Source organism: Bdellovibrio sp. HAGR004, assembly GCF_055397015.1.
In genome coordinates this window covers 689,970-702,077 of record NZ_AP029176.1, presented here as the reverse complement: position 1 = coordinate 702,077, position 12,108 = coordinate 689,970, and the positions used below count along the sequence as shown (strand labels likewise).

Genomic DNA, 12,108 nt, shown 5'->3' with positions numbered 1-12,108 from the left:
GAGGGTTTATTGGTCTTTCTACTCGCTGTCAATATCGTTGAAAGTTATTCGTCCCTTCATGCGGTGACTGGGGCCTTCAAAAATGCAAATATGGGCATTCTCGAACATCCTGTCGATGGCAGCACTTGCCAGGATCGGATCGGTAAAAACTTGTGGCCATTCTTCAACGTCGCGGTTGCTGGTTAAGATCATAGCCGAATTGTGCTTGCGTCGATCAAATAAATCGAAGATCTCCTCACTCACGTCTCGTGGCATTGTTACGACGCCCCAGTCATCCAAGATCCATAGCTTTGATGTTAGAATTTGTTTGAATAAAACATCGAGCTTATTGTTCTCGCGCGCTTTACGGATCTTTGTCCCAAGTCTTTTTACACTCGTACAAAAAACACTGTGACCAGCCTGCGCAGCGCTCATCCCAAGAGCAATCGCAAGATGACTCTTGCCCGTGCCGGGACTTCCCAAAAACAATGCAATTTCGTTGTTCTCGATAAACTTTAAATCTTTCAGATCCTCGATTTTTTCGCGCGGGAGTTTTTTATTGAAATCCCAATTGAACTGCTCAAAGCTTCTTCGCTCTGGGAACTCCGCTTTCTTAATCCTTTTTTCTACGGCGTTATCTGCCCTTGCATCTAATTCCGTGGATAGAAGCTCACTGAGCCACTTAAGATCCTGGCTGCGTTTTCCTTTTTGAACTAAACCCTCGATCTCTGCGGATGCCGCGGGCATTCGTAACTGCTTTAACTGATCGCGTATCACATCTATTGTCATAACTGTCTTTCCTTTCAGTGGGCCTGGTTGCTATGAACCAGACGTAAATGGTTTTTATACTCACTCATGTCGCGCGCAAACTTACCTCCCACCGTCTGCGCGGATAAAACCTCCTCATGACGAGGAGCTTTGGGTTTTGGCTTTGCCATAATATTCAATAGTTGATGAACTGTTTTTAAATTTACCTGTGATAACTCCAGCGCTGAAAGGCAGGCCTTGTCGATGTCGGCATTGCTGTACTTCTTGTTCAGCGTCAGAAGACCCCATACGCTGCGTGTATCAACAAAACCTTCGCCTCGAGCCAAAATAATTCCTACAAAGCGCTCAACATTGACGCCGATAATTTTTGCTTGCTTCAGATAGTGACCATGATCTTGAAGAGTCTTCTCCCAAGACTCCTTGTAATGATCTTTACAGGCTTTACTTGTGAATTTATCTTGGATGCGCTCGTAAACTTCTAACAGTCGACCGTTGCAGTAGATACTTACTTGAACTGAATTACCAATCACCAAAGCTATTTCGCCTTTGAGTCTTGTGTCTACTCGGTAGTACTTGTTTGCAAAGCGAACATAACCATCAGACCTCACTGTTGAGCGAGTGATGGTTTCCACTTCGTAGCGTAATAAAGGAAGAGGCTTTAACAACGAGGCTTCATCGTTAAGAAACACATCCAAAGGTTTTTGTAGGTGAGTCCCGTGCTTTCTCTCATTGGCGATACTCATCTTTTTATTCATGTGTGACTGTGCGCCGCTCAGTGAATATTGGGACTTATCGTAGGATTCAAAAAGGCGACGCTTCATTGGAACCATTCGCTCCACTTTGCCTTTTTTCTCTGGAGAATAAGGCGGCAATGCCTCGACAACGAACCCGTAGTGCGAGGCCAGTCTTTCAAAGGCCGGGTTCAACGTCGGCTCGTGCTTTGATGCCTCATGAACAAAGACTTTGGGATTATCAGAAGTCACTTTACGAGGGACTCCGCCAAGTTCCTCAAACATGCTTATTAAAACTTCGGCAGTTGTTTCAAAGTCGAGTTTCTCTACAACTCGGGCCATCTCGTAACGAGAATGCCCAAGAACGCCAACGAAAATCCAAATTGTTTTTTTCTTTTTTGTGACAGGATCGACGACGTCAAAGAGCTTTCCCCAGTCCACCTGCAGACATTCCCCCGGTGAGTGAACAAGCTCCATCACATTGCGCGCAGGTGCGGATCGCATAAGTTTGTGGCGGTGAATGTAGCGGTAGAAGTTAGATCGCGGGACAGAGAGCGGAAGCTCTTCAAAAATACTTTGCGGACTCCAGCCAAGTTCAATGCGCTCCTTGATCCATTCGCGCTTGGGATCTAAGATGGCATCCGTTTCAATGGCCTTCTCGCTGCGACCATCGCGCAGCGGAAACAGCGCCTCTGGGTAAGGTGGGATTTCTTTTGAGGTTTTGCAGTAGATTTTCTTCTCTGGGTTTGCGACGGCTACATAGCCATGCTCTATCGCCTGGTCGCGGATTTTTATGACGTAACCTTTGCCTTTACCAGTTGATTTAGTCAGTGCGGTGAGTGAGTGTCCTTCGCGAAGGCCTTCGACGATTTTTCGGTCCACTGTGATTTTCTCCAAGTCCTTTTTTCTGAGTTTCCGCATGCGTATTCCTTGCTGTAGTCTGGTTGTTAAACCAGCAGCTTAGCGCATGGGATCAGATGGAGAAAATGTGCTGAAAACGTAAGCAATTGCCCGGTCAAATTAGGTGGGATTTACTTCCCCCAAAGCCGGTCCACTTACGTGGGATTTGCCCCCCTTGAAACCGGTCAAACTACGTGGGATTGGACAACCGTAATCACGGACCACGCTCATTTTAATATCAGTCCCTACTTCTTCAGGACGTTCTTTTAAAAAAGTTTCCGCTCTTTGCAGAAGCTCTTTTGACAAGGTCACCACATTGGTGCCTTTACGTTTAGCAAAGACGATGGAAACCGCTTTTTCAGGTTCTTTGTTTTTTTCTAAAAGAACAGAACTTCGCACTAACTCTTCAGGTCCATCCACCACTTGAGCCACATCTTTAACTAAGACAACTCGACCGGCTCTTTGCCCGATAGCAAGGTTTGATATCTCCGTCGCAGTACGAAGGCGTCCGCCCACTTCGACATCAAAAACTTCTTTATCTCCCCAATTTTTACCTGCTGGAGCCAAAGCATCGTTGGCTTTCAGGGATTGCATCAAGGCAAACAACGAAACCCCGTGAGTTTGAAGTTTACGAGGGTCGGCAATCACTCGCACGGCCCGCTTTTGTCCTCCTAAAAGCTCCACGCGTGCTAGATCCGGAGTACTGGAGAGCTCTCGTGCCAACGGAGCTACGGCGGTTCTAAGTTGATACTCACTCAACTTATTGGACGTGAACGTCAAAACCATGAAGGGAACATCATCAATAGAAAATGACTTCACTTGAGAGTTTAATGCGTTCTCGGGAAGTGAGGATTTTATGGTCATTAGCTTATGGTGAATTTTCACCAGACTTGGTTCCATCGGTTCGCCCACTTTGAAGCGAACTGTCACCAAACTGCCATGGGCATGACTGCTGGAGTAAACATACTCAACTCCATCCAATCCCCAGACCGCCCGCTCAATAGGCTCTGTCACCTTGCGTTCCACTTCCTTCGCCGTATATCCCGGCACCGGAGTCATAATATCAATCATCGGAACTGAGATTTGGGGCTCCTCTTCTTTCGGCGTCAAATAGACGGCCATCAATCCCAGCAAAATACTCGCAATCGCAATGACCGGAGTCAGCTTTGAATGAACGAAGGTCTGTCCCAGCTTTCCTGCAAAACCAAGTTTATCTTTTTTCATAACTACTTTCCTTGTGACAATTCTTGCGGAAGTTCAAAACGAGTCTTCAATACTTTTTGCGAAGATGTCTGAAGCAGACTCAACCCCGCCTCAGATTGGGAGGTCACCAAATCCACTCGACGATTCAAAACCTCGACGAACTGAAGGGCATTGATCGAACCATTCTTAAATAATGATTCGGCGACTTGTGACTGCTCCACCAAGATTTTTTGACTGTCTTCAAGAAGACGAATGTTCGACTTGAGAGCCTGGATGGCCTGATCCAAAGATAACTTTTCGGCTCTCTCTTTTTGCTCCATAGCCTCTGTGTACTTTTGAGCGGCCAATGATTTGATTTGAGCTTCTTTATGAGTTCCGTAATCGGAAGGATTAAAGAGACTCCACTGCAGATAAACTCCCGCAGTATAGCCATTGGCCGTGTCACGGCTTCCGTTAAAAATGTAACTTTCAGCAAAGGCCCCTACGCGAGGGAGAAAGCGGGCTTTCTCCATCTTAGAAGCTTCCTGCGCCACCAAAGATTTCTCTTTCAACGACTCAACCTGAAATGAAGACTCGGCGCTTTGACTTGCCAGATACTTATCAACAAAGACAATCGTTTCTTCCGCCTGAGGCGACCAATTGGCCGTTGTAAAACCCATTTCTTTAAGAGCCACATAGTAGGCCTGACTTTGGGCCTCATACTGCACCAAAAGACCCTGAACACGATTGGACAGGGACTTTAAGCCCAGCAATCCGGAATAGCCGACAGGATTTGATTTCACGCCAATTTGATAGCTCTTTAGCAATCTATCAATAATCTGTTTCAAATTTAGAAGCTTTTGCTTTTGTTGCTCCAAAAGGCCCAAGGATCCATAGGCCTTCGCCACTTCAGAATACTGCTCGACCTTCACGCTGGCCGCTTCATGATCTTGAGATTGCGACAAGTGGTTTTGCAAGCTGGACTGAGCGGACTTCATTCCTCCTTCATACAGAGGTAAATCCACACCCAAAGATCCTCGAGTGAAAACTTCAGAATCAGGATTATTAATCGAATCCGGATTAAAATCACTTTGTCGCAAAGATCTTTGCTCAAGAAGTCCGAAGAAGGACTGCCCAGGAGCATTGGTCTGATAAGATCTTGCGTCTAAATAAAGTCGCGGCAACCAGTGGCGCCCCGCTCGGTCTTTGGCCTCCAGTGCGGCTTGAGACTGTAACTCTGCCGCTTTAAGACCTGGAGAGGTCTGAGAGATTGAATTCCATACTTTACCAAAGGACACCTGCTCTGCCTGTGCGTTCAAGCCAAGGATTATTAGCTGTAAAAAGACAAAAGAAATCCATTGAGCCATTTTGCCCATAAAAATCCGCCCTTATTATATTGTTAAATTTAAGCCAACCCTGTCCCTACAAAGACAGAACTTTCAGTCGACTATTTTTTGTCTTCCAAACGGCAAGTGCTGATTCCACACATTGCATAAGGAGGGCACCATCCTAACAAACCGGTCGCCAAAGGAACTAGACCCAATAAAAACCACAGGTTCGCTGGTCCCACAAAGGCCATACTCACCAACACCACTCCTGCGATAATTCGTACAACGCGCTCTATTGAATGAATATTTTTTTTCATTTTCTAACTCCTTCTTAATGTTTATCGACAAAAGATATTTTGAATAACAGCAATCAATTGAATCAAACGCTCATCCGCCACGGCGTAATACTGGAACTTCCCCTGACGCTCGCTTTTGACCAACCCTTCGGCCTTCATTCTTCCCAAAAATTGGGAAAGCTGAGACTGGGAAACCTCACACAGTTCCATCAGTTCTGTGACGGTCTTCGCGCCTTGAGTCAGATGCCCCATAATCATCAAGCGTTGGGGATGAGAAAGGGCTCTTAAGAGATCACTGACCTCTTGGCAGGACTTTTCCATTTTTGAGACGGAAATCTTATTCACCTGTCTTGCGGGGGACTTTTTTTCGTTTGACATATTATCACTTTATAATATGATAATATGTAAATCAAGGAGATTTTTTATGGAAATTCTCAACAAAGAAACCTTTAAAGAGAAAATCTTTAACTTTGAGCAGCACAAGGAATGGACCTTTAAGGGAGGACGCCCCGCCATCGTGGATTTTTACGCCGATTGGTGCGGCCCCTGTCGAGCCCTCTCCCCCATCCTTGAGGAGCTCTCTAAGGAGTACGCCGGCGCTGTCGATATCTATAAAGTCAATACCGAGCTCACCCCCGAGTTGGCTTCAATGTTTGGAATTCGCGGAATCCCGTCTCTTCTGTTCATTCCTATGAACGGAGACCCCGCGATGGCCTCAGGGTTTGCCCCCAAAGAAAGTCTACAAAAAGCGATTCATGAAATTTTTGACATTGCCCCTATCCAACAGAAAGGAACATGATGAAAACCATCCTTAACTGGACCGAAAAAATGAGATTCACCGCGGACTGCGATGGCAACACTGTCTCGATGGATACCAAGGCGCCTTTGGGTGAAAATAAAGCCATGACCCCAAAGGAGCTGGTGGCAACAGGGCTGGGCGGCTGCACCGCAATGGATGTTATCGCCCTTCTTAAAAAACACAAACAGGACTACAAATCCCTTCAGGTCGAAGTCGATATCACTTCATCTTCTGGAGGCCATCCTGTGGTATTTACCGACGCCACTCTTGTCTTTCGAGTCACCGGAGATGTCGACAGGGCGATTCTTCTAGAATCTGTGAAGCTGTCACAAACCAAATTCTGCGGGGTGAGCGCAATGCTTTCAAAAGCCCTTCCCATTCATTATCAGGTCTTGCTGAACGATGAAGAAATTGGCTCCGGCCAAGCAGACTTTGGCAATTAAAGAAAGCCTCCCTTAGTGGGAGGCTCCTTCTTCAGTTTTCTTATTAAGAGCCTTCGCGGCCTGCTGAAGACCTCCTAAGTTTTCCAAATCTTATAAGTTCCAGTGAGGGCAAGTTGACCGCCAGAAGCACTCAACACAGGAGTGAGGCTTGCTGTGGCTTTCACATCACCGATAGTTTCCGTTGTTCCAAGACCGTCACCGACTTCATAATTGCTAACAGAGTCGTTGCTATAAATCAGATCAAGGTTGCTTGAGTAAATAACTTTACTGCTAGGAACAACTCTCGGGTCAATCTTCACGCACGAGTTATTAGAACCGCAGTCAAAACCGTTGGTGTTGCTTTCATGTGCGTATCCGATAGGAGAAGAGATACTAAATGTATAAAGGTCCTTTCCTCCGTGTGTCCCCTTAGTAATTTGCCCTTTGGCTTTTACATTAGGCCAGCACTGCTCACCATAGCTAGGAAACGAACAACATCGGCGCCACTTGGTATCCTGCTGGAGCCTCCCCTTCAAAGCGAAGAACCGCAATATCATTCGTGTCTTTGCTTTGCACTTCACCTGTGTAATCGTCATGAACAACCTGTCCCGTCACACGACGGATCTGTTCTTTGCCGGCTTTTTTCATTTCCGGTGCAAAGATCACGACGAGATCTTTGGCTTTAGGGTCCACACAGTGAGCCGCCGTCAAAATCAGATTCTTTGCAATCAAAGTTCCAGAACAGATGTAGCCGAGTTTGGATTCATAGATACCCACTGTGCTGCGACCGATATTGCTGGAGCTTTCAACCTTGTCACCACCAACGATCTGAGAGGAGTCTGTCGGAAGGACTGTTTGTTCCTGAAAATTCTGAGGCGCACAAGCCACAACCAGGAAAAGAGACGCGATCAATAATACTGCTTTATTCATAAAGCCTCCGTTTTGTATGGGCGGAGGTTTGCTTCTACTCCCATGGTCCTCTTGGGCCGGGGCAGACTATGCTGTCTCTGAAGCCTCTATTCGTCAGGCCCGCTGCCGTTTTGAGGTGGCACAGACAGATCAAGAAATTCAGCGATACTTTCACAACAGAGCCGATGCCGTGATCAGCGGAACCACGGCGCAAGGTTTTACTTTCAAAAACGACTCAGCAGAGTTGATCCGGGTCTTTAAAAATCTGACTGAAGCCGATCCTTACCGGGAAACAAGGCAGGACACACGCGCTTTCAGTGGAGCGGCTCAAAACTGCTCCACCGTGATCTGCGCCACGGAGTATCTGTTCGGAAAAGAAAATGCCTGGAAGGTTCTATACCTGAACAGCCGCTTTAATCTGAATGTGTCACACTGGCGTTTTGAACACGCCTCGGCGTGGACAGCAGCTGAATTGAGCACGATCTTAAAAGCCTTAAGCCTGGTGCCGACAGAACTAAGTCGTTTTACTGAAAACAAGAAGCTCGTCCACTATCGTCGGGGCACCAAAGATCCCCGCAATGAAAGCGCTGCGGTCGCTGCCAACAGTGAGATTCTGGTGTATGATTTCTGGAACACCTTAAGCGAAGAAAAAAAGATCTATATTCTGCTGCACGAATTTGCCCACCTGTGGGCCCTGCGCGAAGATGGCAACGACCTGGATCGCAGCGAACCGTGGTTGCAAATCACCGGCTGGGAAATGATCCCCGCAATCCCGGATGTACTGTGGCAGCACAACGGTCGCAAAACCTTCTGGGTGTCCAACTATGCTCAAAGCAATTCAATTGAAGACTTTGCCGAAAGCGTGATGGCTTATCTGTTTGAACCAAACAAGCTGCAACAAAACGACCCGGCCAAGTTTCATTACCTGAAGAAGACCCTTTTTAGGGGTAAAGACTTTCAACAGCCCGGTCAGTGCGAAAACTAAACCACACGCTGAAACTTGGGACTGCCTGACGAAAATATCTGAAACTGCAGGGGGTGCACACTTTGCACCTGCAACTGAATGGGGTCGCCTTTTTTAAGGGGGCGGCCCGTGTGATTGAAGATCAGTAAAAGCTCACCCTGGAAATTGCACAGAGCCTCTGTTGAAGAGGTCACCTCTTCAACGATGGCGTTCAGAATGCGGCCTTTTTCCAAAGAGCGAATAAAAGCCGCGGATGCCATGACTTAGTCCATGTCCTTGGTCAGATCAATGCGACGGAATTGCACAGGACGGATCTCGGGTTCACCGATGTACTGCACTGGCTTCTGAGTGGCCACAGTCGCCGCCGTTGGTGCGGCTGGCATCGGTTTTTCACTTAAGAACGTCTGTGCAATATTCTGAGTCACATTGAACAAGGCCGATACATTGTTCGCAGTCTGTTGCGCGGCTTTTTCCTCCGCCTTGACTTCCTCGCAGGCGGCTTTAAATGCATCACCCAGTTTCTTCAAGGCTTCTTTATCAGCCTTGGGCACCTCGAAGGCGGTACTGATTTCAATCGGAATCTCTTTTTGCAGTGGAGGCATGAAGCTGATGTTGTCCACGTCACTTAGGTCCGACGAGTTTGCTTCTTGTTGAACCTCGTCGTTGACCCACTCTGGAAGACTGTCTTCGCAGAACATCAGCTGGTCGCGGTTTACTTTGGCGATAAACTCAATTTCACCACGGGACAGATCCACTTCGCGAGCGATTTCATCCACACTCATTCCCTGATGGGCCATGCGCGCGGCTTTGACATATTTTACAGTATTCTGACGTTCAATGATTTCCGTGTGGGGAATACGATCCTGGAAGATCTTGGCCACTTCCAGACTCTTTTGCATATTTTGTTCGATTTTGCTGATTTGTTTGTCTGCTGCCTGAATCTTGGCCTGGATGTCTTTGACCTTTTGTTCCAACAAGGCGGTGAGTTGATTGACCTGGGTTTCAGTGCGATCTGACAGATCTTCTAAAACCGCGATCTTGCTTTGCAGAAGCTGCAGACCCTTGCTGAGGCGTGGATCATCTTTTGGCGGACGATTTAAGCGCACCCACATACCAACGACCCCGGCCAAAAGAATCAAGTTCACCAGAATTTGTAATAAGACCCAAAAGCTCACCCATCGCCTCCCCGGCTACAGCACTCCTTTAGTTTAGATGGGCTTGGTCCGTCTCACAATGAGACCTAGGTCCTAAATGTATCAAAGCAGGACCTAGACCCCAGATCGCTTTGGGACAGAAAATTCAGTGTGTTATTATGCAACAAAGGGGAGTTTGTATTATGTCGTTGAAAAGATGGCGTGGGGTTCGTTGGACCTCACTGTTGCTGGTGTTGGCCCTATCCGCCTGTGGACCTGTAAAATTTTCTGCGCCATCTTCTGATGATGTAGATACGGACGGAACTGGCATTGCGCCGACTCCAACCCCGAATATTCCGCTCAGAGATGTTCACTACTCAAATCAAGTTCAGGCCACCGACAATAAACTGGATATCGTTCTGATTGTCGATGACTCCAACTCAATGAAACCGGACAACTTGAAGTTGGCGGCGAAGCTCTCCTCCTTCGTCAATAAGCTTCAGGCGTCCAATATTGACTGGCAAATGTGTGCGACCGTGACGCGCGCTCTGCCCGTCAGTGCGACAGATTCTGCCTGGGGGGCTTCAATCTTCTGGCAAAACAGTGCCACTGAAAGTTATCAGCTGGGCATGGTCCTTAGAAAAACAAGCTCTTCTGACCTGAACAGTGTCTTCGTGCACACGATGGAATATATCGATGCGGGCTGGAAGAACTCTGACGATGAGCGCGCGATTAAAGCGGCCTATCACCACGTCTATAACGGTGACTACAATGAAACCCCGAACAATGGCTGCTATCGTCAGGACTCTGCGATTGCCTTCATCATTATTTCTGATGAAGACGAACGCAGCATCGGGGGCGATGCTTCCCAGCAGGTTTACACAGGCGAACTGAAACCGTTGGAAAACGAAGACAAACCACAGGTCTTTGTGGACTATGTCCGCCAAACTTTTGGGGCCGATCGCCGATTCACCGTGAACTCGATCATCGTAAAACCGGGTGATTCCGCCTGTAAGCAGGCGCAAGACACCGGTTCTGCAAAAAGCCACTATGGCTTTAAGTATGCCGAACTGTCCAACCTGACAGGCGGTGGTATCGGAAGTATCTGTGACAGCGATTATTCCACGAACCTGAATCTGTTCATTGATAAGATCAAAGATTCTTTAAGCTCTATTCCTTTGGAATGCACCCCCATTGGCGCGGTGAATGTGACTATCACACCAAGTATTGGGGTGGTTGAATCCCGCATCGAAGGCATGAACCTGATCTTCAGCACGCCGGTTCCGGCTGGTAAAACCATTGATGTGACTTACCAGTGCGCCGACAACCGCGCTCCGAGCTCCGTGGGCGGAAAAGTGATTCCTCTGAAAGAAGAAGGCTTCTTTGCCCGCATCATGTCCTTCTTCCGCAATCTGTTTTAAGATTTAAAGCTCTAAAATAAAAAAAGGCGTTGAGAGATCAACGCCTTTTTTATTTCCTATGATCGATCTGATTAAACCAACTGCCCCACGAAGTCTTTCATGCGGGCGATGCCTCGTTTCATGGTTTCTTCCGAAACCGCGAAGCTCAGACGCATATACCCCTCGGTCCCACATTCGGCTCCCGGCACGGTGGCGACAAAGAACTTCTCCAACAGCACATCACAGAAGTCCTTGGAGGTCCGAATCACGCGATCCTGATAGGTTCTTCCCAGACAGGCTCGGATATCGACCCAGAAATAAAAGGCCCCTTGCGGCTCTGCCGTTTTAAATCCGGGAACTGTGGCCAGCTCCTTCAGACCGCTGTTCTTACGCGCCACCAGTTTTTTCACAACCTCAGCGATGTCCGCCTCAGATGATCTAATTCCTTCCATCAAAGCGTGCTGTGAAATACTGGAGGGCGAGCCGGTGCTTTGACTTTGATAATCTGCCATCGCCGTGATCAGACGCTCCGGGCCCGCCGCCCAGCCGATTCTCCACCCCGTCATCGAATACGCCTTAGATCCACCGTTCACCAACACACAACGATCCTTCAGATCGGGTGCCACCGTCAAAATATGCGGCGCCACCAGGCTGCCATCAAAGACCAGACGGTTGTAAATATCGTCAGAGATGATCACCACCTGCGGATGCTTTCTTAGAACTTCCGCCAGCGCCTTAAGCTCTTCCGCCGAATACTGCAGGCCCGTCGGATTGCTGGGTGAACAGAATAAGAACCCTTTGGTTTTGGCATTGATAGCGGCTTCCAACTTTGCCGGGGTGATTTTAAAGTTTTCAATTTCACCGCACTCGACGATATGCGGAACCCCATCAGCCAGCTCCACCATTGCCGGATAGCTGACCCAATAAGGAGTTGCGATCACCACTTCATCCCCGGGTGAGCAGATCATTTGCAGGGCGGAAAAAATTATGTACTTCGCACCTGAGGCCACTGTGATTTCCTTGGGCGAATATTCAAAGCCCAATTCGTTCTTCAGTTTCTGTGAAATGGCTTTGCGAAGTTCGACGGTTCCATTGGCGGGAGTGTACTTGGTAATGCCTTTTTGAATGGCTTCAATCCCCGCCTGGGAAGGGCCCGCGAAAGTGGGCCAGTCCGGTTCACCAACCGTCAAAGAGATCACATCATGGCCCTGGGCCGCCAGCTCTTTTGCTTTAGCCACCAAGAAAAGCGTTGGGGAAGGCTTTAGATTTTGTGCTCTTTTGGAAAGCTGGATCAAGA

General features: G+C 47.9%; 14 protein-coding genes. 4 read left to right on the top strand and 10 right to left on the bottom strand.

Features of this window, described 5'->3' with window-relative positions; all coding sequences use genetic code 11:
• Positions 1–18: 18 nt before the first annotated feature.
• From istB to ACZ5ZV_RS03625, 6 genes are all read right to left on the bottom strand, one after another.
• A complete protein-coding gene (gene istB, locus ACZ5ZV_RS03650) occupies positions 19–768 on the bottom strand; it encodes an IS21-like element helper ATPase IstB (protein ID WP_464117240.1) in 750 nt (249 codons plus the stop codon).
• A gap of 14 nt (positions 769–782) precedes the next feature.
• The gene (gene istA / locus ACZ5ZV_RS03645; RefSeq protein WP_464117241.1) at positions 783–2,399 is read right to left on the bottom strand and encodes an IS21 family transposase; all 1,617 of its coding nucleotides are present in this window, start codon (positions 2,397–2,399) and stop codon (positions 783–785) included.
• Between the two features lie 99 nt (positions 2,400–2,498).
• The gene (locus tag ACZ5ZV_RS03640) at positions 2,499–3,602 is read right to left on the bottom strand and encodes an efflux RND transporter permease subunit (RefSeq protein ID WP_464120072.1); all 1,104 of its coding nucleotides are present in this window, start codon (positions 3,600–3,602) and stop codon (positions 2,499–2,501) included.
• Positions 3,603–3,604: 2 nt separating this feature from the next.
• Complete coding sequence (locus tag ACZ5ZV_RS03635; RefSeq protein ID WP_464120071.1) at positions 3,605–4,936, bottom strand: TolC family protein; 1,332 nt, start codon at positions 4,934–4,936, stop codon at positions 3,605–3,607.
• Between the two features lie 71 nt (positions 4,937–5,007).
• Entirely contained in the window at positions 5,008–5,205 is a 198-nt protein-coding gene (locus ACZ5ZV_RS03630) for a YgaP family membrane protein (protein WP_464120070.1), read from the bottom strand.
• Between the two features lie 21 nt (positions 5,206–5,226).
• Positions 5,227–5,562 carry an ArsR/SmtB family transcription factor gene (locus tag ACZ5ZV_RS03625; RefSeq protein ID WP_464120069.1) on the bottom strand — a complete coding sequence of 112 codons (336 nt, stop codon included), beginning with the start codon at positions 5,560–5,562 and terminating at the stop codon, positions 5,227–5,229.
• 46 nt (positions 5,563–5,608) lie between these two features.
• Here ACZ5ZV_RS03625 and trxA point away from each other — a divergent pair, with 46 nt between their 5' ends.
• Both trxA and ACZ5ZV_RS03615 read left to right on the top strand, forming a co-directional pair.
• Positions 5,609–5,983 (top strand): thioredoxin, encoded by a 375-nt coding sequence (gene trxA, locus ACZ5ZV_RS03620; protein WP_464120068.1) that lies wholly within the window; start codon positions 5,609–5,611, stop codon positions 5,981–5,983.
• Positions 5,980–6,426: an OsmC family protein gene (locus tag ACZ5ZV_RS03615; RefSeq protein ID WP_464120067.1), complete on the top strand. Its 447-nt coding sequence runs from the start codon at positions 5,980–5,982 to the stop codon at positions 6,424–6,426. Before trxA ends, ACZ5ZV_RS03615 begins: the two co-directional genes overlap by 4 nt.
• Positions 6,427–6,885: 459 nt before the next feature.
• Here ACZ5ZV_RS03615 and ACZ5ZV_RS03610 read toward each other — a convergent pair whose 3' ends face one another.
• Positions 6,886–7,335, bottom strand: coding sequence for a trypsin-like serine protease (locus tag ACZ5ZV_RS03610; RefSeq protein WP_464120066.1), 450 nt, complete (start codon positions 7,333–7,335; stop codon positions 6,886–6,888).
• Positions 7,336–7,363: 28 nt separating this feature from the next.
• On the opposite strand from ACZ5ZV_RS03610, the gene ACZ5ZV_RS03605 reads away from it, so the two are divergent.
• Complete coding sequence (locus tag ACZ5ZV_RS03605; RefSeq protein ID WP_464120065.1) at positions 7,364–8,299, top strand: hypothetical protein; 936 nt, start codon at positions 7,364–7,366, stop codon at positions 8,297–8,299.
• Here the strand turns inward: ACZ5ZV_RS03605 and ACZ5ZV_RS03600 are convergent.
• A complete protein-coding gene (locus ACZ5ZV_RS03600; protein WP_464120064.1) occupies positions 8,296–8,538 on the bottom strand; it encodes a hypothetical protein in 243 nt (80 codons plus the stop codon). The two genes, ACZ5ZV_RS03605 and ACZ5ZV_RS03600, sit on opposite strands and share 4 nt — an antisense overlap.
• Before the next feature lie 3 nt (positions 8,539–8,541).
• Positions 8,542–9,453 carry a DUF2802 domain-containing protein gene (locus tag ACZ5ZV_RS03595; RefSeq protein WP_464120063.1) on the bottom strand — a complete coding sequence of 304 codons (912 nt, stop codon included), beginning with the start codon at positions 9,451–9,453 and terminating at the stop codon, positions 8,542–8,544.
• Between the two features lie 161 nt (positions 9,454–9,614).
• Here ACZ5ZV_RS03595 and ACZ5ZV_RS03590 point away from each other — a divergent pair, with 161 nt between their 5' ends.
• Positions 9,615–10,832 carry a hypothetical protein gene (locus ACZ5ZV_RS03590; RefSeq protein ID WP_464120062.1) on the top strand — a complete coding sequence of 406 codons (1,218 nt, stop codon included), beginning with the start codon at positions 9,615–9,617 and terminating at the stop codon, positions 10,830–10,832.
• 71 nt (positions 10,833–10,903) lie between these two features.
• Here ACZ5ZV_RS03590 and ACZ5ZV_RS03585 read toward each other — a convergent pair whose 3' ends face one another.
• Entirely contained in the window at positions 10,904–12,106 is a 1,203-nt protein-coding gene (locus ACZ5ZV_RS03585; RefSeq protein ID WP_464120061.1) for a pyridoxal phosphate-dependent aminotransferase, read from the bottom strand.
• Positions 12,107–12,108 lie beyond the last annotated feature (2 nt).